Source organism: Anabaena sphaerica FACHB-251, assembly GCF_014696825.1.
In the GTDB taxonomy this organism is placed as follows: Bacteria; Cyanobacteriota; Cyanobacteriia; order Cyanobacteriales; family Nostocaceae; genus RDYJ01.
In genome coordinates this window covers 52,010-76,912 of sequence record NZ_JACJQU010000011.1, presented here as the reverse complement: position 1 = coordinate 76,912, position 24,903 = coordinate 52,010, and the positions used below count along the sequence as shown (strand labels likewise).

16 protein-coding genes are annotated in these 24,903 nt (G+C 38.8%); 11 read left to right on the top strand and 5 right to left on the bottom strand.

Annotated features, from left to right (window positions below; translation table 11 throughout):
- Positions 1-47 precede the first annotated feature (47 nt).
- The 4 genes from H6G06_RS17660 (at position 48) to H6G06_RS17645 (ending at position 2,623) form a co-directional block, all read left to right on the top strand.
- Positions 48-692 (top strand): restriction endonuclease subunit S, encoded by a 645-nt coding sequence (locus tag H6G06_RS17660; RefSeq protein WP_190562466.1) that lies wholly within the window; start codon positions 48-50, stop codon positions 690-692.
- A gap of 88 nt (positions 693-780) precedes the next feature.
- On the top strand, positions 781-1,347 hold the full coding sequence (locus H6G06_RS17655) for a transposase (RefSeq protein WP_190562464.1): 567 nt from the start codon (positions 781-783) through the stop codon (positions 1,345-1,347).
- Between the two features lie 101 nt (positions 1,348-1,448).
- Entirely contained in the window at positions 1,449-1,856 is a 408-nt protein-coding gene (locus H6G06_RS17650) for a type I restriction endonuclease (RefSeq protein ID WP_190562462.1), read from the top strand.
- Positions 1,784-2,623 carry a DEAD/DEAH box helicase family protein gene (locus tag H6G06_RS17645; RefSeq protein WP_338422953.1) on the top strand — a complete coding sequence of 280 codons (840 nt, stop codon included), beginning with the start codon at positions 1,784-1,786 and terminating at the stop codon, positions 2,621-2,623. The genes H6G06_RS17650 and H6G06_RS17645 overlap by 73 nt, the downstream gene beginning before the upstream one ends.
- Positions 2,624-2,746: 123 nt before the next feature.
- On the opposite strand, the gene H6G06_RS17640 is transcribed toward H6G06_RS17645, so the two are convergent.
- Together H6G06_RS17640 and uvsE are read right to left on the bottom strand one after the other, a co-directional pair.
- Positions 2,747-4,345 (bottom strand): Hsp70 family protein, encoded by a 1,599-nt coding sequence (locus H6G06_RS17640; protein ID WP_190562460.1) that lies wholly within the window; start codon positions 4,343-4,345, stop codon positions 2,747-2,749.
- A 57-nt stretch (positions 4,346-4,402) separates the two neighbouring features.
- Entirely contained in the window at positions 4,403-5,347 is a 945-nt protein-coding gene (uvsE, locus tag H6G06_RS17635; protein ID WP_190562458.1) for a UV DNA damage repair endonuclease UvsE, read from the bottom strand.
- Between the two features lie 245 nt (positions 5,348-5,592).
- Here uvsE and H6G06_RS17630 point away from each other — a divergent pair, with 245 nt between their 5' ends.
- On the top strand, positions 5,593-7,014 hold the full coding sequence (locus H6G06_RS17630; RefSeq protein ID WP_190562456.1) for a hypothetical protein: 1,422 nt from the start codon (positions 5,593-5,595) through the stop codon (positions 7,012-7,014).
- Between the two features lie 396 nt (positions 7,015-7,410).
- On the opposite strand, the gene pip is transcribed toward H6G06_RS17630, so the two are convergent.
- Together pip and H6G06_RS28010 are read right to left on the bottom strand one after the other, a co-directional pair.
- Positions 7,411-8,364 (bottom strand): prolyl aminopeptidase, encoded by a 954-nt coding sequence (gene pip / locus H6G06_RS17625; RefSeq protein WP_190562590.1) that lies wholly within the window; start codon positions 8,362-8,364, stop codon positions 7,411-7,413.
- A gap of 1,254 nt (positions 8,365-9,618) precedes the next feature.
- Positions 9,619-11,139, bottom strand: coding sequence for a diguanylate cyclase domain-containing protein (locus H6G06_RS28010; RefSeq protein ID WP_190562454.1), 1,521 nt, complete (start codon positions 11,137-11,139; stop codon positions 9,619-9,621).
- Positions 11,140-11,572: 433 nt separating this feature from the next.
- Here H6G06_RS28010 and H6G06_RS17615 point away from each other — a divergent pair, with 433 nt between their 5' ends.
- The 6 genes from H6G06_RS17615 to H6G06_RS17590 all read left to right on the top strand — a co-directional run bounded on the left by H6G06_RS17615 (position 11,573) and on the right by H6G06_RS17590 (position 18,817).
- Entirely contained in the window at positions 11,573-12,112 is a 540-nt protein-coding gene (locus H6G06_RS17615) for a GAF domain-containing protein (RefSeq protein ID WP_190562443.1), read from the top strand.
- Between the two features lie 256 nt (positions 12,113-12,368).
- Positions 12,369-13,298, top strand: a complete 930-nt coding sequence (locus H6G06_RS17610) for a carbohydrate ABC transporter permease (RefSeq protein WP_190562588.1) — start codon at positions 12,369-12,371, stop codon at positions 13,296-13,298.
- Between the two features lie 217 nt (positions 13,299-13,515).
- Positions 13,516-15,180 carry an FAD-dependent oxidoreductase gene (locus tag H6G06_RS17605; RefSeq protein ID WP_190562441.1) on the top strand — a complete coding sequence of 555 codons (1,665 nt, stop codon included), beginning with the start codon at positions 13,516-13,518 and terminating at the stop codon, positions 15,178-15,180.
- 281 nt (positions 15,181-15,461) lie between these two features.
- Complete coding sequence (locus tag H6G06_RS27840; RefSeq protein WP_190562439.1) at positions 15,462-16,865, top strand: ATP-binding protein; 1,404 nt, start codon at positions 15,462-15,464, stop codon at positions 16,863-16,865.
- 68 nt (positions 16,866-16,933) lie between these two features.
- Positions 16,934-18,325 (top strand): ATP-binding protein, encoded by a 1,392-nt coding sequence (locus H6G06_RS17595; RefSeq protein WP_190562437.1) that lies wholly within the window; start codon positions 16,934-16,936, stop codon positions 18,323-18,325.
- 102 nt (positions 18,326-18,427) lie between these two features.
- On the top strand, positions 18,428-18,817 hold the full coding sequence (locus H6G06_RS17590; protein ID WP_190562435.1) for a COG3650 family protein: 390 nt from the start codon (positions 18,428-18,430) through the stop codon (positions 18,815-18,817).
- A gap of 383 nt (positions 18,818-19,200) precedes the next feature.
- Here the strand turns inward: H6G06_RS17590 and H6G06_RS17585 are convergent, their stop codons facing one another.
- On the bottom strand, positions 19,201-24,696 hold the full coding sequence (locus tag H6G06_RS17585) for a translocation/assembly module TamB domain-containing protein (protein WP_190562433.1): 5,496 nt from the start codon (positions 24,694-24,696) through the stop codon (positions 19,201-19,203).
- Between the last annotated feature and the right edge of the window lie 207 nt (positions 24,697-24,903).

Sequence of the window (24,903 nt, the reverse complement as noted above, 5' to 3'; positions counted from 1 at the left end):
ACGACTTAATCGAAAACAACACAAGACGCATCAAAATATTAGAAGAAATGGCGCAAACTCTCTACCATGAGTGGTTTGTAAAGTTCCGCTTTCCTGGTCATGAACAGGTAAACATGGTTGAGTCTGAGTTAGGTTTAATTCCTGAAGGCTGGATAGGAAAGTTAGAAGATGCTTTAATTCTTCAAAGAGGTTTTGATTTACCAAGTAAACAGCGTCAAGAGGGAAATATTCTAGTCTATGCAGCTACAGGAGTTGTTGGAACTCATAATGAAGCTAAAGTTAAAGCACCTGGTATAGTTACAGGTCGAAGTGGTTCTCTTGGAACTGTAATGTATGTTGATGAAGATTTTTGGGCTTTAAATACTACTTTATGGGTTAAAGAATTTCGTACAGTTACACCTATTTATGCGTTTTATTTACTCAAAAGTTTAAGATTAGAACAATATAATTCTGGTGCTGCTGTTCCTACTCTGAACAGAAATGATATTCATGGTTTACCTGTAGTCATTCCATCTGCTGAAATTCTTGAAAAATTTAGCCAAAATGTTGAACCTTTATTCATATTAAAGAAAAACTTAATTAAAAGAAACCAAAACCTCCGCGCTACCCGTGACCTACTCTTACCCAAACTCATCTCAGGAGAAATAGACGTAGAAAAGCTAGGCATTGACATTCTAGACATTGCTGCATGATATCATTACTCGTAGAGACGACCCGCCGGGTCGTCTCTACAATATGGGGTAAACACCAAGAATTAATAACAACATCAATTTGATTTCCATGACTCTATACAAAAATAAATATCGCATTGAATCAGCAAGATGTCCAAAGTGGGATTATACATCTAACGGCTATTATTTCGTCACTATTTGCACCTACAATAAACACCCTTTTTTTGGAGAAATTATTAATGGGGAAATGGTTTTAAATCTCATTAGTGAAATTGTCGCTGTAGAGTGGCAAAAAACAGAAGAAATTCGCCCTAATATTAAATTAGATGCTTGGGTAATTATGCCAAATCATCTACATGGTATTGTGATTATTGATAAAACCCTCGTAGAGACGACCCGGCGGGTCGTCTCTACACATCGGAACGTCTCTACGGATAAAACGCGATTACAATCTAATTCTCTAGGTTCAATAATTGGTCAATTCAAATCAGTTTGCACCAAACAAATTTGGGCGGCTGGATATACAGATTTTCGGTGGCAAAGTAGATTTCATGACCATATTATCCGTGATGAAGAAGCTCTAAATCAAATTCGAGAATATATTATTAATAATCCTATGAAATGGGAAGAAGATGAACATCATCCGGCGAATTTCAATGTGAGAAAATTCAATTAGACGACCTGCATGGAGGAGACGACCCATCGGGTCGTCTCTACCATCCAATTAAAAAATAGCGCATAATAAATACAAAACCCTGCGTAATCACACCAGCACCTATGCGCTACCTTCACCCCGACTCAGAACAAGCATTAGAAAACGCTAATAAAGAAATTTACCAACTACTAAAAACTGGGGTAAAAGTCAGCTTCAAAGATGATAATGATGAAGAACAGGTAGAAACAGTTAAGGTTATTGACTGGGAAACACCTACTAATAATGATTTCTTCCTAGCTTCTCAATTTTGGGTGACAGGAGAAATATATACTAGACGTGCTGACTTAATAGGGTTTGTAAATGGTTTACCCTTAGTATTTATTGAACTGAAGGCACATCATAAACGCTTAGAATTAGCCTATAAAAACAATCTTCAAGACTACAAACAAACAATACAATACCTCAGCTTTTCTGGTACAACGCCTTCATTATCCTTTCTAATGGTAGTAAAAGCCGCATCGGTAGTTTAACAGCATCCTGGGAATACTATAGCGAATGGAAGAAAATCAATAGTGAAGGTGAAGAAGGCATAATTTCTCTAGACACAATAATTAAAGGAACTTGTGACAAAACGCGACTTCTAGACCTGATAGAAAATTTTATCTTTTTCTATACAGCTAAAGGTTCATTAGTAAAAATAGTAGCTAAAAATCATCAGTTTTTAGGGGTTAATAGTGCCATTGAGGGAGTTAAAAAAATTCAACAAAACCAAGGTAAGTTAGGTGTATTTTGGCATACTCAAGGAAGCGGTAAAAGCTATTCTATGGTATTCTTTTCTCAAAAAATCCTGCGTAAACTAATAGGAAACTGGACATTTTTAATTATCACAGATAGAGAAGACCTAGACGACCAAATTTATAAAAACTTTGCCTATGCTGGTGTAGTCACAGAACCAGAACAAGAAGTGAGAGCAAAAAACGCTGAACATTTAAAATTGTTACTTAAAGAAGACCATCGTTATATATTTACATTAATTCAAAAATTTCGCACTGATAAAGTCAAACAAGTAGCAAGGGAACTACTAGAAATATTAAAACGAGAGAAGTTAGTTTTAGACTGGAGAAAACGTCAGCAAACTAGAGCAGGTGTAGAAGTGACAATTAAAGATATTCTAGATAAATTACCTCCAAGTTATTCAATAGAAGTGTATGAGAAAAAATGTCTGGAGGTTTATCAGCATATTTATGAGAATTATTCAGAACGAGGAATTAGTATTTATCAAATATTTAATGATTAGAGATTCTTCTATGACTGCTGTGGGCAGGAAAGCCCACCCTTGTGTACCGTTCGGACATTCGGAGAAGCCTCCGTCGAGCCGCTGACGCTCACAGAAGCCTTACTCAGATGAAATTTGCTGTATTTAACTCAACTGCGCTACAAGTTGATTTTCTACCAAGGTATCATTAGTTAACAAGTCCTCAACGGTAATTCTTAAAAAACGTTGTTCATCGACTTGAAAGAGGATTTTAATACGATCGCTCCCTGGAAAACCAGGGGGTGAAAGTTGAGCAATATTTCTCGCACCTTCACTATCATTGAGGGGTTTGACGGTGGTTGTCAAACATTTAATTTTGCGAGTTACTAAGCGTTCACCATCAAAATAAACTTCTGTATCTCCTGTTTCGTCCCCCAATTCTCCCAAAATTAACTCAATACTGGGTTGATTTTCCCTAGAAGCACCCAAAACTAATTCTACTGGTTGACTCATGGGATAAGCTTGACCTGCTTTAATAATGGGTTGCCAACTATGACGCTGGTTACGTCGATCCCAGTACCGTACACCATAGCTATGATAAAGAAAGTCTTTAATTTCCAAACCTTGTGTAATTTGTAGCGCACCTTGAGCGATCGCTTCAAACGGACGTTCACAACGGATTTTTTCAGGTTCAAAATATTGGCTTACCCATGTCTGCACTGCGGGTAACTGCACAGTTCCACCCACTAACAAAACGGCATTAATATCATCAAGTTCGATTCCTTGACGACGGGCTTGCTGTAACAATGTCATCATGGCATCATGTAACTTGTCAAAAAATCCATTTTCTTTGAGGATATTCTCTAAAATTTGGCGGTCAAGATCCAATTCATAACTTTCAAAAGTCTCATCATTAAAATAAACTTCACTCGCTTGATTTTGGGTAGATAACTGAATTTTTACCCGTTCCGCTAACTGAGTAATTAAAGAATTGACTGGCAACCCTTTAGTTTTAGCAAAGTAATCAACTATCCAATTATCAATATCTGTACCACCTAAATTTTCTCCTGCTTTTGCTAGTACACGGGCAGTTTTTACCTTTTGTTTTGAATCTTCAGCTAGGGATTTATTACCCCACTTCAATAAAAATCCTACTGGTTTAGGATTAGCTTGTACCTTTTGATCTAGACGTACCAAGGACAAATCTAATGTCCCACCACCAAAATCAATTACTAACAGATTTTCTTGTGCTGTTAAACCATAACCCAACGCTGCGGCCGTGGGTTCATCTAATATCCTTACTTGTTCTACAGGCAGTGCTTGACAAACTTGGCCTAACCAGTGGCGATAAGCTTCAAAACTGTCTACAGGTACGGTTAAAACCAAAGAATCTAAACCACCTTCCATGGGTGCTAATTCTTCAATTAGCCTGGTTAAAAACCATTTGCCCACTTTTTCAAAGGTGATAATTTCCCCATCCAGTTCTGGTAAAAAACCCTGAATATCTGCCCCTATACCGCGTTTAAAGCTACGGAAAAACCTGGTATTACCTTTGAGATCCAAACCGCGATCGCGCACTTGCTGGCCAACTAAGATTTTACCCTGACTCGCTTCTTCTACATAGACCAAGCTAGGAATCAGTGGGGGATTGAGACTTTGTTGAATAGAAAAACCCGCTAAAGTCAAGGTTTCTGGCTGCTGGGTGACGGGGTTCCAGCGAGTAATCACTGTGTTGCTAGTACCAAAATCAATCGCAATCGCCATATCTGATTTTATTATTTTGCACCAGGAGGAAAATACCTAAGTAAAGTTAATATATCCTTAATTCTTCTGAATTAACCACCAATCCCGCAAATGAGCGATCGCTTTTTCTTTGTGTTTCGCTTCCACCTCTATCCAAGGTACTTGGTAATAAGCATCAGGCATAGCAGTAATTAAATCACTGTGCTTTCTATCATTAAAACCTGATTCACCATTAGATATGTGTACTAACTGCCAATCTGGATTTTTCCAAGTTTCTCGCGCAGCCAAAACCATACACTCTACACTTGAATGATTATAAGAATCTAAATTTTCATAGCAAATATGGTGATGGGCATCAAAAACCATCGGTATACCTGCCTGTTCACATACAGCTAATATATCCCTGGCATTATAGGCATATTCATCATTTTCTAAAGTCAAGCGGTTTTTGATGCCTGGTGGTAGTTCAGAAATTACCTTGACCAACTTTTCTGCACGTTGGGACTTACCACCATGAATATTCATTAACGCCCAAGGTGACTGAGGTAAACCGAGTAAATCTAAAGTGTGGGCGTGGTTTGCTAAAATTTTGATACTGTTTTCTATGACTTCATCAGAATCAGAACTCAACACTACAAATTGATCAGGATGCAACACCATCCTGATTCCTAAACTTTGGGAGCGTTGCCCAATTTTACTTAAATCAACGCTCATTTCTGCTAAAATATTTGCGCCAATTTCATCTTCCAGATCACTCATTGGAAATAAAGCCGAAGTCATTCGATAAAGCCGAATATTCTGCTGTTGACAGAAAGTTAACGCCCCATCCAAGTAGCGCAAATTATGCTGATAAAGTTCTCTGAGGGTATCTTCACGTTGTTGAAGAGAAAGTGTTAAATAACGAGTGCGGGTAATAGTCCGAAAACGCACTTGCTTATCAATAGTGATGCAAACCAACCCTAAGTGTGGGATAGTGCTTTGTTGCATCTGTGTATCTTTGCTTTGTAATTGAATTTTAGTCATTAAATTTCACACTGTTTTTCTATAGGACTACTATTTGATTTTTGATAGCGTAGCGTGGCGTAAGCCATAAAAAACTCAGTATGCCTTGATTCCTTGTTTTCTGTTCCCTGTTCCCTGTTTAGAGTTCCCTCCCTCTACGAATAATTTCAATAATCAAACAGGCTTCCTATAGTATTTTTGCAGAAACTTTTGCGAAATTCTATCTGTCAAGTTGTTTAAATATTTGAAAATCTACATATCTACCCATGTCCCCTTCTGCTCAAGGTATACCCGGACTGCCAGATTTAACACATCCTGATGAGTTAATCAAGTTTGGCACGCAACTACTTCAAGGTTCACTATTATTTGTATTTTTAATTGTAGCCTTGGGAGTAGCGATCGCCCTCATCAGTTTTTCCCTGAGACAAAACACCAGCGAACAAGCTGTTTTCTTTGGGGAATGGTCGATTCGTTATTCCCAACTTCTCAAAGGACTACAACATTTAGCCCTGATTTTAATTTTATTAGTTACCGGATTTTTCTTCACTTCCACTTTAAGCAACCGTTATCACCATTGGGAACAAGCAAAAGTGGCACAAGTATCCGAAAGTGTAGCAGGTGATAAATTAGAACAAAATGCGCCCCAAGTACGTTATGTCACCGAAGAACCATACAGCTATACTACCCAAGTTAACGGCAGAATAGTTAAGGTGAATGATAAACAAAAAGTTACCCGCTATCTCAACTTAGCCGGCTCACAAATTCAAGTTAAGATTGACCAAAGTGTAAACGTTCAAAATCGTAGTGCCATTTATAGCACAGACTACACTGCTGATTACAAAATCATCAACCAATTAAGTGATATTAATAGTTTTTTCTTTGAAGCACCCCCACCATCAGGTTACACACTACTATCTAGTTACAAAGTAGAACGAGATGGAACCAGATTAAAACAAACTAACCCTGGAGATTATGGTTTTCCCTTTCGCTTAGAACCAGGACAAGAAACCACATTGAGAGTTACCTATCAAGCGCAAGGTGGACCACGTTGGGTTTATAATGCTACCAATCAGTTACTTTCTCAATTTCGTCTCACAGCAACTGCTAATTTTAGAAATGCCGACTTTGCTAGTGGTATTGTTCCTCATGAAATTAAAAGTGGTAGTGACAGCACTCAATTTACTTGGATATTTGATGATAACGTCTCCGTGAGAAATCCCTTTGGCGTATTTACCAGCACCCAACCAATTGGTAAAACTGGCATTATTCCCCGGTTGTTACTGTTAGCTCCAGCGTTATTTTTGTGGTGGATATTGCTTTTATATTTGTCCCTACCAATGAGTTTAAAAAATGTGGCGATCGCGGCGGGTATTTTCTTCGCTTGTTTGTTAACTTTAACCTACATGGCGCGGGTAATCAATGCAGAAATAGCTTGGTTGATGATTTCATTGATTTTACTGGGTTTAACCTATGGTTTAGGTGCAAATAGTCAAGCTGCTTTAGCCGCAATTATTTGTACTATTGCTGGAGCAATTTTACCTGTATTTGGATTATTAATACCCTTTAGTGGTATCACTCTGAGTCTGGCAGGTTTGTTATCAGTTGGGTGGTTAGCGGTACATCATTGGTATGGGTCGTATAACGAAGGCAGGAGGCAGGAGGCAGGGGGCAGGAGGCCGATTTTGTAACGGGGATTTATGCCCCTCTGCAAAAACTTTGGACGAAGTCCGGTTTTAGACCAGATTGTTTCGATAATTTGAGAGGAGAGCGTTAAGATTTTACATCAGTTTTCATGTATGAAGTTACACTTAATTCTTCTGAAAATAACCGCAAAGTACACAAAGGAAGAAAGCAAATTAAGCCGTTAAAGATTAAGTGCAGTTTTCAAGTTTATTGATATTTTACCACACCCTTAATTAATCTTTTTCCCTTTGCGTCTTGGCGTGAAATTTAAAAATGTGGTTCATTTACCTGAAAATAGCTGTAACACAAATACAGCAGATTGCAGATCAATGAGGTACAGAATCTCAATTGAAACCTATACACAAAGCCTGTTTTACTCCTGACTCTTGACTCCTACTGTATCACTTCAAAACGGAAGTAAACTTATCTGTAGCCTCAATTAAAGCAGTACGAATTCCTGGTTCACTCATCGAATGTCCCGCATCAGGAACAACAATAAATTCCGCTTCTGGCCACGCTTGATGTAATTCCCAAGCTGATACCATCGGACAAACCACATCATAGCGTCCTTGGACAATAACAGCAGGAATATGACGGATGCGGTGAACATTTTCTAATAATTGATTTTCAGTTGTAAAAAAGCCCTGATTAATAAAATAATGGCATTCAATCCGCGCAAAAGCTGCCGCAAATTCATCATCACCAAACTGTTGTATTAGTGTAGGATCTAATAATAGTTTACTTGTACTCGCTTCCCAAATTGACCAAGCACGCGCCGCTGCTAATTGAATTTGTAAATCTGGACTTGTCAAGCGTTTGTAATAAGCTTTAATCATATCCCCACGTTCAGCGATGGGAATGGGTTTCAGATATTCTTCCCAAGCATCAGGAAAAATATAACTAGCACCTTCTTGATAAAACCAGGATAATTCCTTTTGTCTTAACATAAAAATGCCACGCAAAATTAATCCTGTGCAGCGAGAAGGATGGGTTTGACTATAAGCTAATGACAAGGTACTACCCCAACTGCCACCAAATACAACCCACTTTTTTATACCTAAATATTCCCGTAATTTTTCAATATCGCTGACTAAATCCCAAGTCGTATTTTCCCGCAATTCTGCATGAGGTGTACTTTGACCACAACCACGCTGGTCAAACATAATCAATCGCCATTTTTCCGGGTGGAAATATTGTCGATAAAAGGGAGGACATCCACCACCAGGACCACCATGCAGTAAAACAATTGGTTGACCTTGGGGATTACCAGATTCTTCAAAATGAATCCTGTGCAACTGGGAAACTTGTAAATAATCTTTTCGGTAGGGTTGGATGAGTGGGTATAGTTCTCTCATTTTGTGGGTTGTGATAAAAATAATTAAGTAAGTCAACATTCAATACTGCTCGGTTAAGCCTAAAAAGTAATTATACGGTAGGTTGGGTTGAGGAACGAAACCCAACATTATCAAGGATTTTGTTGCGTTTCGCTATCGCTCAACCCAACCTACATTTCCTTAACCGACAAGTATTGAGTCAACATTTCTGAGGAGATAGATCCCCGACTTCTCAAAAAAGTCGGGGATATGGGTATTATGGGTATTACCTTTTTTTAATTTTAACTACTTACTCTGTTCATTTATTCAGAATTTTCAGTATAAACTCAGAATAATTTTTGAATCAAGAACCTAATATATTCTTGGCATTAAGGATAACATATTTATTATCTAATACTGACCTTTGATGTTTATGGCATTTTGGCAGATTTTTGAAGTGTTGCATTGCTATCTTAGATGCGCGAATGTCTTTGTGCGATAATTCCGACTTGCAGAATCCCTCGGTGTACAACCGGGGGTCTTTTTTTATGTCTGGTTAAACAAACCATGAAATTTACTACAAAACCGCTTTAGGTAGTCCCAAAGCGGCTTCGCTAGTGCATCTATATTGATGCTCTATTTTGGCTATAGAAGATTCGGTATAAAGTCGTCCTATTACCTCTATTCGAGATAAATTTAATCTACCCGGAATCTCAGTCAGAAATGACCACAATACTTCCTTTGATATATTCAGGATGAGTAGAAACCCTTTCCTTCCGATAGAGTGAATAGGTTTGTGAGCAAGATAAATTGGTCTCAAGACTAGTTCACATTCCAATGTCTTTGATTCCTATCCTCCAGTGATTGACCTTCGCTGGAGGTGATTTTTTTCCAAGTCTATGGGATCAAGCTATGAAAAAGCGCCAGAGAAAGCGGATTAAAACCTGGCGCTGAGATTCCATCAGTTGTGTACGTGTTATAAACAAAGTGTAGACAACAGTAACAGAACCAAAGTTTCTTAATATTTAAGCGACTTTTCGGCTGATCTGTTATCAGTACCACTAACATTTCGCTACCAGAAAAAACAAGTTTTCTAACAGTTTCAGTGGCACACTAGTTTGTATTAGAATCATAGTCTATTTACTCAATCTTCATAATTAACTTATTAGTTCTTAATAATAGGATTTGATAGTAATTTCTATATTAGGTTGTTATTAATCATTAGGTCATTTTTTCTCACATATTTGAGCAATTTCATCAAATATCAGTTATCAGCTAACTGCCTCCTGTTACCTGTCAACGGCTATAAATACAGTAGGTGTTGCGTCCTTGAGCTTTTGCCTTATAAAGTGCCTGGTCTGCTGCGGCAATGATGACTTCTGGTGAAGTGTCATTTGTAGGAACCATACTGACAACGCCAATACTCAAAGTTACTTGCTCACTGGCGGCAGAATATTGATGAGAGATGGCTATCCTGGCTATTTCTTGCTGAATTTGTTTAGTAATATGAATTGCCCCATCTAAATCGGTATTAGGCAGTAAGATAGCAAATTCTTCACCACCATACCGAGCGACTAAATCAGCAGGGCGGTTGCAGCTTTGTGCCATTGCCTTTGCTACTCGCCGCAGACATTCATCACCTGCCTGATGACCATAATAATCGTTATAATACTTAAAATAATCTATATCGCCTAGTAGCAGTGCCAAGGGTGATTTTTCCCTTTTCAGTCGGAGCCACTCTTGAGCAAGAGATTCATCAAAACAGCGGCGATTGGCAATTTTTGTTAAACCATCTAGATTTGCTAACCTTACTAATTCTTTATTTGCTTGTTTGAGAGCTTCTTCTGTTTGCTTACGCCCAATAAATCCACTCAATTCTAGAGCAACTGCATTTACCAATTCTACCAGTTCTGAATTGTAAGGTAAGAGCGATCGCTGGAAGAAGCACATAATCACCAGTACCTTTCCTTCTATAGTAATTGGTACAGCAAAGATAGTTTTCAATCCTGTATCCTGCACCAGTTCAAACCGTGAGAATACATCTTCCTGCACCTGTGAAATATCTTCAAGCCATTCTGGTTGTTGAGTTGCCCAAACTTGTCCTATTAGTTTGACTCCATAGGAAAAACTGTATTCTAAACTTGCTTGATGAAACTTTTTTAAAGCTTGATCAGAAAATTTATAATAAGCTTGACCTAGTTGTAATTCTGTACCATCTAAATTAGCAATCCAAGCCTCACCATAGTCCCAATTAATCGTCCGACAAACTTCGCGCAAAACAGCTTCTAGGGCATGATTTAAATTGGGGGCTTGACTGACTAAATTAATCGTTGTTAGCAACAATTTTAGTTTGGACTCAATTTGTTTGCGATACTGAATTTCTTGAATTAAGGCCTGATTATGTTCATAAAGTTCCTGGCGTTGTCTGACAATAGTGAGTTGATGTTTAATTCTAACTAATACATCTTCTACTTGAAAAGGTTTAGTAATATAGTCAACACCCCCTACTTCAAATCCTTTCACCCTATCAGCAGCAGTATCCAAGGCACTTAAAAAAATGACGGGAATATCACGAGTTTCATTACTTTGCTTGAGAATTGAGCAGACCTTGTAGCCATCAATTTTTGGCATCTTGATGTCCAACAGAATTAGATCAGGGGCTTCAACTTTAACTGTATCTAAGGCGATTTCTCCACTGATTGCTTTTCTGACTTTGTACCCTTCCTGACTAAGAATTGCAGATAGTATACGCAAATTGTCAGGATGATCATCAACCACTAATAAATTAGCTTTGTACTCTGATGCTGCTTTTTTCACTTATCTGTTATCTGTTATCTGTTATCATTTATCAGTTATCAATGTTTATTTTTCACTGATTTAAAAAATCATTTTCCCTATAAAAAATTTGACCAATAAATTCTGATAAATAATTGTTGACCTGATATAAAGCAACTAATAACATGATCTTTTCGGTTGGGTAATAATGCTTTATTATGCACATTACATGAAAAATAGCTCATACCACACAACACCTTCGCAAAAAAAAGAAGTAACCCTGATTTTGCCGAAACAGTGCCAGGTAAGGTCGGAGTTGACTGGTAGGCAAAACCTGAAGCCGTTACTAGCCCTCTGGCAGATAAGGCAATCTTGGGGATTGGAATCGCCAACCTGTGCATTATATGTGTCGGTGGGATGATGCTTTTAGTTACAGGTAATTGAGAAAATATGTAAGTTTAGAACTTGCTTTTCAATGACTTACTTAGCTTTGCCAGAAACCATACAAAGTATTTTAGACAAATATATCGAGCCAGATTCTATCTTTTCTGCAATACTGCCGGCAGTTGGGGAAGTATTACAATGCGATCGCTGCTTTCTGTACTTGAGAAATCCTCAAACTCAGTTTGGCAAAGTTGCTTATTGCTGGCGGCGAAATCAAAATATTCCAGATATGACAGGTTCCGAGTGGAAATTAGAGCCAGTATCATTGCCCCAAGAAGACCCTTTGTTTGCTGCTGCACTGCGAACTGAAGCTTCTGTATATATTGAAGATGTTGAAACTGCAAGCCCAAAAGTCGTAAATAAAGAGTTTGAGCGCCAGAACTTTGGACATCGCTCGCTGGTTCATGCTCACTTATGCCAAGATGGTCAACTCTGGGGAATTTTGCAGCCTTGTGTCTTTGGTCAAAAACGAATTTGGTCACATTTTGATCATAGTGTGATTACTCAATTGGAACGCGAATTAACGCCTTTAGCAGTTGCCTACATCACAGCCGAGAATTACTCAAACTGACCAACTTAATCAAATAAATTACTATGCTTGCTTGAAAAGCCATAGTATCAAAAGCTCAGGAGATAAGGCAGCGATTTCCTGAAAAGTCTATTATCTGGGTATGATATTTATTTCTACCCACCTACTTAGCGATCGCCTATTTACACAAGTTGTGAGTTATAACGGTGATGGGAAGACGGGGAGAATAATATAATATATTACTTGCTGCTTCCTGACCCCTGACCCCTGACTCCTGACTCCTGACTGCTGCTATATGATGAACCAATTAACACCCAAAAAATGGCTTATTATTCAACATAAATTAACGCCTTATTTATTTTTATTACCTGCTTTAGTTCTATTAGGGTTAACTGTTTTTTGGCCAGCACTGCAAGCATTTTACCTCAGCTTCACCACCTATCAGGATATTGGGGAAGCACCTAAATTGGTAGGGTTTGAAAACTTTCTCCGGTTGTGGAAAGATGCAGTTTTTTGGAAAACCTTAGAAAACACCTTTCTCTATCTTGTTTGTGTCGTGCCGATTTTGGTAATTGCTCCCTTAATTTTGGCAATTTTGGTAAATCAAAAATTGCGGGGAATGAATTGGTTTAGAACTGCATATTATACACCTGTAGTAATTTCAATGATAGTTGCAGGCATAGCTTGGAAATGGTTGTATGCAGAAAACGGTTTATTGAATCAAATTTTGAAAACTTTCAGTATATTTCCCGAAGGAATTCCCTGGTTAACTAGTCCAGCCAAAATATTAGGAATTTTGCCAATTTCACTAGCTAGTGTAATGGCTGTGACTATTTGGAAAGGCTTAGGATATTATATGGTAATCTATTTAGCAGGGTTGCAATCTATTCCTGCTGATATTTACGAAGCCGCAGCAATTGATGGTTCAGATGGTATTCGCAAACATTTAGATATTACCATTCCTTTAATGCAGCCTTATTTAGCTTTAGTAGCCGTAATTTCTGCTATTTCTGCCACTAAAGTATTTGAAGAAGTTTATATTATGACTGGAGGTGGTCCCCTGAATAGTTCTAAGACAATTGTTTATTATTTGTATGAACAGGCATTTAGTAATTTAGAATTCAGCTATGCTTGTACAATTGGATTAGTGTTATTTTTAATAATCTTAGGATTATCAGTTTTGCGATTATTTATCAATCAACAAGATAGTAATAATCTAAATATATGACATTGGGCATTTCTTTTTGTAGAGTTCTTTAAGTGCCTGAAAGGCTGATAATTTAGGATTGCTATATCAAAGATTACAAAAATTTAAACCCCAGAACTCATAATTTGTGCTAACTGCGGTTATACTCAGCAACGTGAGATGACTACTGCTGTTAGCGTAGCGCGGATGAAATAACACTACTTCAGGCAATCGTAAACCTAAAGGATACGGAAAAATTATGGCTAAACCGATGATTCTGACCGTGGATGATGACCCGCAAGTATTACAAGCGATCGCTCGTGATCTACGAAGAGAATATGGCGATCGCTTCCGCATTTTACGCGCAGAGTCAGGCGCACAGGCACTAGAAGCCATCAAAGAATTAAAATTACGTAATGAAACAGTAGCCTTATTCCTAGCGGATCAAAGAATGCCGCAAATGACTGGCATAGAATTTCTGCAAGAAGCAATCACCATCTTTCCCGAAGCCAAACGCGCATTACTCACAGCCTACGCTGATACGGATGCAGCGATCGCCGCCATCAATAAAACCAATATCAATTACTATTTAACCAAACCTTGGGACCCACCAGAAGAACGTTTATATCCCATCCTCAACGATTTACTAGATGACTGGTTAGCCTCCTACCATCCACCCTTTGAAGGTATTCGCATTATTGGTAATCGTTGGTCTCCTGACTCCCATAACATCAAAGATTTCCTCGCCCGTAACCACGTTCCTTATCAATGGTTAGACATTGAACGCGACAAAGAAGGACAAGAACTACTCAACTACAGCGGTGAAAACAAACTCAGCCTCCCCCTCGTCATTTTAGGAGACGGAGAACGTTTAGTTAAACCTAGTAACATCCAAATCGCCGAAAAAGTAGGACTGCAAACTCAAGCCAAACAACCATTTTATGACCTAGCCATTGTTGGTGGTGGTCCTGCAGGTTTAGCCGCCGCAGTTTATGGCGCATCAGAAGGGCTAAAAACCGTGATGATCGAACGAGAAGCCCCCGGAGGACAAGCAGGTACAAGCTCCAGAATTGAGAACTATCTTGGCTTTCCTGTCGGTCTTAGCGGTGCAGATTTAGCCAGACGCGGAGTTACCCAAGCCAAACGCTTTGGTGTAGAAATTCTCACACCCCAAGAAGTCAGCGGTATTCGCATCGATGGTTTCTATCGTTACGCTATCCTCAAAGACGGCTCAGAAATTGCTTGTCATGCCTTAATGCTGGCAATGGGTGTATCTTGGCGACGGTTAAACGTCCCTGGAATCGAAAAACTCACAGGTCGCGGTGTATACTACGGCGCAGCCATGACCGAAGCAATGGAATGTAGCAACGAACAAGTCTACATTATTGGGGGTGCAAACTCCGCCGGACAAGCCGCCATGCACTTTAGTAAATTTGCCAAACAAGTGCATATGTTAGTCCGTGCAGACAATCTGGGTAAGGGAATGTCACAGTATCTCGTTGAGCAGATTGGTGCTACAGAAAACATTATTGTTCAACTCAATTGCAGTGTCATTGAAGCTAAAGGTGAAGATAGTTTAGAAGCCTTAACTATTCTCAATAATGTCACTGGTGAACAAGAAACTGTTACTGCTAACTCCCTATTTATTTTCATCGGTGCAGTTCCTCATACCGACTGGTTAGAAGGAATTGTCGAGCGAGATGAACGCGGTTTTATCCTCACCGGTCCAGATTTGTTTAAAGATGGTAAACGTCCAAAGGGATGGTATGTAGACAGAGAGCCTTATTTATTAGAAACCAGCGTACCCGGTATTTTTGCCGTCGGTGATGTCCATCATGGTTCTGTAAAACGGGTGGCTTCCGGTGTCGGTGAAGGCTCAATTTGTGTGAGTTTCATTCATCAATATCTGGCTAAGGTGTTGTAAGTAGAGACGTTCCGGCGGAACGTCTCTACAAAAGGCGGAACGTCTCTACAAAAGGCGGAACGTCTCTACAAAAGGCGGAACGTCTCTACAAAAGGCGGAACGTCTCTACAAAAGGCGGAACGTCTCTACAAAAGGCGGAATGTCTCTACAAAAGGCGGAACGTCTCTACAAAAGGCGGAACGTCTCTACAAAAGTCAGGAGAATAAATTTCTCCCCTGCACCCCTGCACCTCTGCACCTCTGCACCCCTGCACCCCTTCCCCATTCCCCATCTAAATTACAATGCTGGATATAGAAGTTTTACGTCAAGTAGAATTGTTTGCCAGTTTAAATGACGAACAATTACGGTGGTTGTGTGAACAAGGAAAAGAAGTTTGGCTTCAACCAGGTGAAATACATCGCGATTTTGGTGATCCGGCTGATCAAGTTTTTGTTTTGATTGACGGTGAGGTGCAAATTAGTCAACAAGTAGGAAATGAGAAAATTGTTTTGGTAAATTATGGACCTAAAACCTTATTTGGTGAGTTGATAATTTTAACCGGACAAACTCAATTACCGGGTACTGGTACAGCTGTGCAACCTTGCCATATTCTGGAATTAGAAAAAGATACATTTTGGCAAATGCTGGCCACGATGCCTACTGTCACTACTTCTATTCTGCAAACAACGGCACAGCGGTTACAAGAATTACAATCTATGTCCCAGCAACGGGAAAAATTAGCAGCTTTGGGAACAATGGCTGCTGGACTTTCTCACGAGATGAATAACCCAATGGCAGCGGTAAGACGTGGTGTTGGAGAACTGCAAAAGCTGTTTCAACATTTGCCATCTTTGGTTATTCAACTTAGTCAGCAGCAACTCAACAAAGAACAAGTTGAATATTTGGCTTATTTGCAAAAAGATGTAATTGAACGTCAACAAAAATCTTCTCAAATTTCTCCTCTGACTCGGTGCGATCAGGAAGATGAGTTAATCGATTGGCTAGAAGATCATGGAGTTAAAGATGGTTGGAAATTAGCCCCTACTTTGGTGACAGTAGGACTCAATGGTGAAGACATCGACAAAATTACTCAGCAAGTACCTGATCAGTCTTTAGGAGATATCTTGGCTTGGCTAGAAGCCACTTTAACTGGATTGGGGTTGCTTTCTGAACTGAAAGCAGGTTCAGATCGTGTCTCGGAGCTTGTGAAGGCACTTCAGGATTATTCCTACATGGATCGCGCCCCTCTACAAGAGGTGAATGTTCATGATGGTTTAGAAAGTACCCTGAAGATGATGCACCATAAATTCAAAGATGGTGTGGTCATAACTAGAGAATACGGTAATTTACCCAGAATTAGCGCCTATGGCAGTGAGTTAAATCAAGTATGGACTCATCTGATTGATAATGCTTTGGATGCGATTTGTAATCAAGGTCAAATTTCTATTCGGACTAAGTGCGAAAATGATCAAGTTTTAATAGAAATTATTGATAATGGACACGGTATATCACCGGAAATTCAATCCCGCATTTTTGAACCTTTTTTCACTACAAAAAGTGTAGGACAAGGTAAAGGATTAGGTTTGGATATTGTTTACAGGACTGTAGTTGGCAAACATAAAGGTGATATCAGATTTACCTCTTGTTCTGGTAAAACCTGTTTTCAAGTTCGTCTTCCAGTTGAGATTAAATCATGTGACGGGTGACAATTCAAGTCAAAAGTTAAAAGTTAAAAGTCAAAAATTCCAGAACTTTTTCTTCTGAGATGTTTTTTATGCTGCAAGAATCCAATAATTCTCCTACTCTTTTTCCTAAGTTGTCAGATGAGGTTTTACAGCATCTGCAAAAATATGGAGCGGAGATTGATTTGAGTGTAGGTGAGTGTTTATTTAAAGAAGGAGATAGGAGTTATGATTTTCATGTTGTTTTAGAAGGAGAAATTCAGGTAACAAAGCAAATAGGTGGACAAGAAAAAATACTTGCCCAACATCAACGCGGTGAGTTTATTGGTGAGCTTTCTATTCTTACCGAAGCTGATTCTATTGTGAGTGGATATGCAACTTTAGCTAGTCGGGTACTCAAATTAGAACTCAAAACTTTTAAACAAATTATTGCTACTTTTCCACCTTTGGCTGATATTGTTATCTCCACTTTAGCTGCGAGAACAAAAACGGTTGAACAACAATTACAACAACAGGAAAAACTTGCATCTCTGGGTAAACTATCAGCAGGAATTGCTCATGAGTTGAAAAATCCAGCCGCAGCAGGAGCGAGGGTAGCAGAAGAATTACAAACTCGTTTTCAGGAAGCACAAACTTTAGCTTTAAGACTGAATCAATATTCATTTGCTAAAGAAGAATTAGATTTTTTAGCTGATTTCCAAATTCAAGCACAAGCTGGTATTTCTACTGCTAAAATTGATTTGATTTTGCAAAATGATTTGGAAGATGAAATTACAGATTGGTTGGAAGAACATCAAGTAGGCAAAGGTTGGGAAATTACTTCAACTTTGGTTGATGCTGGTTTAGATAGGCAAAAACTAGAATTTCTCACTTCTCAAATTCCTGATGATGCTATTAATGATGTCATTCATTGGTTAGCGGCTAATTTAACAACTACAACATTAATTAAAGAAATTGCCCAAAGTAGCGCCCGAATTTCGGAGTTGGTAAAATCTGTTAAATCCTATGCTCACATTAATCAATTTCAAGTTCATCAAGTCGATGTCCATGAAGGAATTGAAAATACTCTCACCATGCTTCGTCATAAATTAAAAGGTGGGATTGATATAAAACGGGAGTATGGAGAAAATTTACCAGTTATCAGCACCTATGGTAGTGAACTCAACCAAGTTTGGACAAATTTAATTGATAATGCTATTGATGCCCTAGATGGAAAAGGTAAAATTTGCATACGTACTTTCCAAAATCATGACTATTTAATAGTAGAAATTGCTGATAATGGTCCTGGTATACCCCCAGAAATTCAGTCTCGCATTTTTGAACCGTTTTTTACCACCAAAGGAGTTGGTAAAGGTAGTGGGTTAGGTTTGGATATTGTTCATAATCTCATAGTTGATAAACATCACGGACAAATAAACCTCCACTCTCAACCAGGAAAAACAAGTTTTCAAGTTTTTCTACCCATTGGGGTTGTACTAGGTTAAGTTGAAACATGAGATAAATAGCTCTGATTTTTGTAGCTATAATATAGGAATCCTATCTGATTGTTGGAAAAAACCTAGTTTGTAGGAAGTAAATTACTAATCATGAAATTCTTAATTTCAGCTATCACTGTATTGGGTATTAGTTCTACTTTATTAGTGTCTGATCAGAGTATTGCCCAATCATCTAAGATTGAAGAATTCACTGCTAGAGGGACGGAACCCTTTTGGAGTGTGACTGTTAGCAAACGGGGAATAGTTTACAGTTCACCAGAAATTAAACAGCAAACTTTCCCTTATGCAGCACCATTAACAGCCCAAGGAAGACCGACGGATTTAGTTAGAGTTTACCGATTTAGAGGTAGGGAAAACAATATGTTAATTCTGAAAAAAGTCAGCAATTGTGGTGATGGGATGTCAGATAAAAGTTACCCCTATTCGGCTATTTTGATGTTAGGTAACAGGGTTTTAGAAGGTTGTGCTGAGAAAAAATAAGGCGAACTTCTAAGAGGATGTTTTAAAAGTTTTGAATGTATAAATAAACCCCTCTCCAAACCTCTCCCCGACGCGGGGAGAGGCTTTGAAACCCCCATTCCCTCGTAGGGAAGGGGGAAAGGGGGGTTAGGTTACTGAAGATTATTGGTTTCATCTAATACTTTTCAAACAACCTCTAAGAGGTTTTTTCAAAAGTTTTTGGAACTATTATCACACTGATTGATCCCCCCAACCCAATACTGTTCGGTTAACGAAAATGACCACGCAAAGAACCCATTGTATAAAACCAACAAAACATTGAAAATGTTGGGTTGAGGCACGAAACCCAACCTACGTATTTTCGTTTTTTAGCCTTAACCGAACAGTATTGAATTACGAGTTACCTAAAATCTTCTTTCAAATTCAACAACTGCACGACTATCATCAGTTAAATTTGTGGAAGCGCGGACACGAAAATCATCATTGATTCTGTAATTAATCCCCCATTGGAAGGGGTCACTAGCTGTTAAAATTTTGATACTAGAAAAAGAAAATCTGCTAGAAATATCAACGCCGGCTTCTAATGCTAATTCTAAACTCGAACTACTTTTACCGGCTTCAGGTTTATCAGAAAGAATAGTAGGAAATAGTCGCAGTTCACTTAAACCAAAAACATCACCAATCTGGTTAAATGCCGATTGAAAGTTATTGAAAACAGCCGAACCAGCAATATTAATTAAACCCAATGTACTGTCACCACGTCCTTGGGTGTCTACAAACCCACCTCCTAACAAAGTGACGATTTCTGTTTGTGAACGGCTAGGACTACTTTTCAATTCTAAATTCTCATTCAGTTGACTAGCGGGACCTTTGACTATTGCTTCAACGCGCACGGTTTCTAATGCTGATAACCCTGTAGAAACTTGTCTGCTCAAATCACTGGTTTGGATTCCATCTAATACTTTAGCAAATAGCTTAATATCTAATTCAGGATCACGCGGTTGAGACGTTCTAAAAGTTGCAGTATGTTGATAGTTGCGAGCTAAGGTGAATTGAGTAGTAAATAAATTTACACCACCTTTAGTTAATCTGATAGTTCCTGTGGGTAAAGGATCACTTAAAGAACCACTCACAGTTAAATCACCAGATGCTAGAAAGTTGAAAACAGGTGGACGCGCTATTTGCACGTTTTTCCCTAGCTTAATTTTTAAATCATTTAACTTTGTAATTCCACTTTCAACATCACTGATTTTGTTTTGTTTATTAGCTGCAAAGGTGGATAAATCAGAACTAGTTTTAGATAAAGTAGCGGTGTTAGATTCTGCTAGTAGAACTTGACCATTTGATAATTCTATCTCACCACCAATTGCAGGTTGCAATACAGAACCAGTAATTTCTAAATTCCCACTTGCACCGCCTTGATATAATCCCTTGAGATTTAATGTTAATTGTTCTAGGTTAACACGGAATTTATTATTGATTGTGATGTCTTGACTATTAAAAATGGGGATTTCTCCAGTGGCTTCTATTTTACCATTGCTAAATTGACCTTGGAGGTTTTCTACTACTACTTTATCAAAATCAAATTCCGCTCTTCCAGAAACATTGGTGAGCTTTCCTTGTAATGCTTGAGCTACAAATGTGGCATTATTCAGAGAGGCAATACCTTTAACTAATGGTTGTTGTCTGGTTCCCCGGACAGTTAAATCTACTTCTCCTTCTCCGTTCTCGAAGGCTATTTGATTGGTGAACAGATTTAATAATCCTAAACCTTCATCTTTTACTTTTACATCCAGAGTAATTTGATTGTTGTCTGGTTCTACAGATGCAAATGGTAATTTATAGGGAATATCACCACTAATGTTAACAGGTTCGGGTCCAGCAGCTACCACCTGACTTCCAAATTTTAAGCGTCCATTGGTATAACTGAAACCTGCGGTAGCTGATTCTATTTGTTTTTGATTGAGTGTTCCTTCTGTGATTTCCAATTGTCCTCTAGCTTGAGGGTTGGCTATACTGCCAGCTAAAGCAGCATCAACGTTGAGATTACCTGCAATCCCAACTGGTAACTTGACGAAATTATTTAATAGTTGGATGGGAAAATTATTGACTGTTAATTTTCCTGATTGTTCTTCACCACCGATATTACCAGTAAAGGCGATAAGTCTTTCTTTAGCTTCAATGCGTAAAGGTTGTAACCGCAAAACGCCTTTTTCAAAACTACCTTCAGCAATGACTTTTTCTGCCCGATAAAAACGATTGGGTTCTGTTTCTCTACCCCAAGTAAAGTTTTGTCCTTGTAAGTCAAACTGCACTGCAAGTCCGTTTTTTGTAGCGGTATTGATGGCAATTTCACCGTTAAAGATTCCCTTTAAGTCTTTTAAGTCTGGTATTGGTTCAGATTCCAACCGTTTTTGTTCTTCTGCTGCTATGAGTGCATCAATTTCTGCTAGACGCTGAATTTGAGTTAATAAAGGTTGATTTGGTAAGCCTCGCGGGTTGGTTGCTAAATCCGCAGATGTGCCGTAATTTGGTGGTGTTAAACCTCTTTGTAAATCTTGGAGTTCAAATATCTGGGCAACGGTGAGCAAATCTTGAATGTTGCCTTGGTTAATATTAATTTTGGCTTGGAGTTGGGGACCTGTGGTGGTTTGTTGGAGGGTAGCGTCAAAGAGGTAGCGGCTTTGGTTGGCGGTAAATTCGCTATTTGTGAGGGTGGCTATATTATTGTTATAGTTCAACTGAGTGGTAAAGCGATCGCCTTTAATTCTACCAAGTTGCGGTTTGGCGATCGCAATATTTCCCCTAGTTGCTAATGTCTTTTGATTAACCTGCAAATCTCCGGTCAACAACCCAGCTAATGCACCTTTACCCAAAATTGGATTATTAGGTAAATTTAAATTTAAAGCTTGTAAGGGAAAATTATTGACTTTAACTGCCCAATTATCTCCTTTAGCTTCACCTGTAGCTAGTGCTTGTTGCCACTGTACCAAAAAGGCGCTAGGTTGATTATTGGCATTTAATCTAGCTGCTAATCTGTCCCGTTCACCAGCAACATCCAAACTTAAACCCCGTCCTTGTACCAAATTAATTTCACCAGTTAATAATGGTTCAAAGGCAAATTTCTGAATTTGCAAATTTCGCAAACCTAAAGTACCAACAACATTTGGTGCTGTGAGTTTTCCTGTAATTTGTCCTCTAAAATCTACTTTTCCGGCGACATCTACAGCATTAGGCAATTTAAAAGGTAATTTTTGCAGGTCATAATTTTGCGCTTGCACATTCAGATTTAATTGAGTAATTTCGGGTATACCTGGCTGTTGAGCATTGGCTAAAATGTAACCACTGGCATTTAAATTTGGAGTTCTCGCTTGGGGAATAGTGAGTTGTTGACCATTCCAAACAATCGCTGCATTTAAAGGAGAATTAATTCCCGGAATCCCCCTACTAAACTGCACCTGACCAGCAGCACGTACATCAGCTAATTTCGCAGTTCCGACAATCCCAGTAACTTGTAATTGACCTGCAAATTGACCTTGTAATTGTTTATTTAAGCGATTTAATTGTACCCCTGAACTATTAACTACAGCTTGGTAACGACCATCAGCAAGTTGGATATTAGACGCTGTAACTGTTCCCCCTGCAATATTTAGCCGTGCTTGACCAACAGCTTGGATAGTTTGCGGTTTAAAAGACTCCACAGAACCGGCAACATTGAACTGACCAGCTAACACACCTTGTAATTGAGGTGGAACATCTGCTAATCTCTGCACAGGTACATTTTTAGCTTGAATTTGCGCCTTATAGCGACCATTACTAACTTGAATATTCTTAGCTGTAATTGTCCCATTACCAACTTCTAGACGGCCTTCACCAATAGCACCAAAAGTATTGAGGCTGAAATTTTCGGTATTACCTGCAATAGTGAATTTACCTGCGATGGGATTATTTAAAATTGGAGGAGATTGTTTTAATATTTTCCCCAAACGCACATCTTGGGCTATCAAGTCAGCCACAAAGTTTTTATCTTCTAACTGTAGACGAGAAATAGCAATTTTACCGCCAGCAATATCAATATTTGCATCTTCTGGACGAATATTAGTAACTTGAAATTTTTCAGAAGTTCCTGATATTAATAACTTACCGTTAAATGTTGCGTCTCCCAAAGAAATATTTTCGAGTTGTTCTTCTTTGAGGAATGGTGTTAATTTCACACCAGAAGCTACAGCTACAGCTTGCCAACTTTGACGATTATAACTACCATAACCCCGCACTATGTTACCAGCAATATTGACAGCGATATCACGAAAATCAACAGTACGATCTGCTTTGATAATTGTTTCCCCAGTAGCAGCGTAGGTGGCTTGTGGAGCTTGCCATTTAACTAGAGTCTGAACATTATTAGCTGCACCGCTGATGTTAGCTGTAGCTGAGACAGTACCGATTTGGAATGTAGAGTTAATATTATTATTATAAAGTTTAGCGATCGCATCACCCGGAACATTTTTGGCTGTTAAATTAACATTTATTTGCGGTACTTTACCAAGGGCGATTTTTCCCGCCCCCGTAACTTCACCGCCTAATGTAGTTTTGCCTTGAATATCCTTAAGAGTAATCAGAGAATCACGAGTAGAAAGCTCAAATTTACTACTAACTTTCTGAAAATCGACTTTATCAATTTGAGCCGTTTTGATATTAGAAACTGTTCCAGAAAGCACTGGATTGTCGATACCACCCAATATCTGTAAATCTGCTTTGACTACCCCACTTACAGGGAAAGGTGATTTAACTTTGAGAGTTTCTAGGGCATTTGATAAACTTACTGCATTAACACGTCCTGCTAATTTAAAGCCATTGTCCCGGTCAATAATACCTGTAGCTACTAAGGGAATTTTGCCATAATTGCTAACTATATTATCTAGCTCTATTGCCAATCCTTGAAACTTGATATTTCCCTGAGTATTGCTCAATAGTTGGGGTACTTTTGGTATTTGCAGCGTTACCCCTTGTAAAGCAGCGGAGCCATCTAATAAAGTTGGTTGTTGTGGTATCAATTGAATTTGTAAATCACCATTTACCCGACCAGCTTGTAAATCTAGTGGTAACTTAATCAAACGAGTAACATCTGCTGCCAATAAATCTTGCGTTTTTACCCTTAAGTTACCTTCTAAAGTTGACTGGGCGCGGATATTTCCCTGAAGAAAAATATTACCACCATTCTCAGGTTTTCCTGCTACGTCAAACTTAATCAGTTGGTTATTTTCTACAAGTTGGGCAGTTCCATATAACCCCGAAAATACCACAGGTATTGGGGACTGGGGACTGGGGACTGGGAAATTAATATTTCTTCTCTGCTCCCCTGCTTCCCCCGTTCTCTGGTTCCCTAGCAAGACGAGCTTGGCATTGCGAAAGCGCAGTTTATCTAAGTCGGTTTTAATTAGTCCTGGTTTTCCTGCGGGGGCTATAGTGGTAGTGATCCAGCGTTCTTTGTTATCTTGTTGAATATAAATATCTGGGTTAATGAGAGTGACATCTAATTTTAGTTGGCGGTTAACAACTAACTGCCAAGGATCAAAACCCACGTCTACGGCTTCTATAGTTGCCCGATCTGGATCTGTAGCTGTTGCGGGGATAGCTGAAGCAGCAAACCTGACTCCTGTGAGGGAAAATTCTGTTACTTGTCCGAGTTCAACGGGACGGTTGAGGGTATTAGTGAGGTTTTTTTGTGCTAAAGGTGCTAACTCTGTTTGAATAAAATCCCGTAACCGCCAAATACCAGCGATGATTAAGAGTAGTAACAATGCTCCTAAAGCCATGCTACCACGACTCAATATCATCAACCATAGGCGTTTGCGACCTGTGGTTGGAGTCTGTTGATCTTGTTTGGAAGAGTTAGACATGGGTTTTCACTCTGGAAATGGCCGCAGCTAGTTGGCAAACTGCTATTTATAATTAGCACATATATAAAGACCAGTTAACTTTTTCCCCAAGTTGTAGCCAGAGATTACCATAATTATTGCTTAAGTTCCCTCAAATCGGCAAAAATATACCTTTCGGTCTATAGTTGGCTTTACCAGAGGCACGATCTAGAACTTTAATGGAAATAA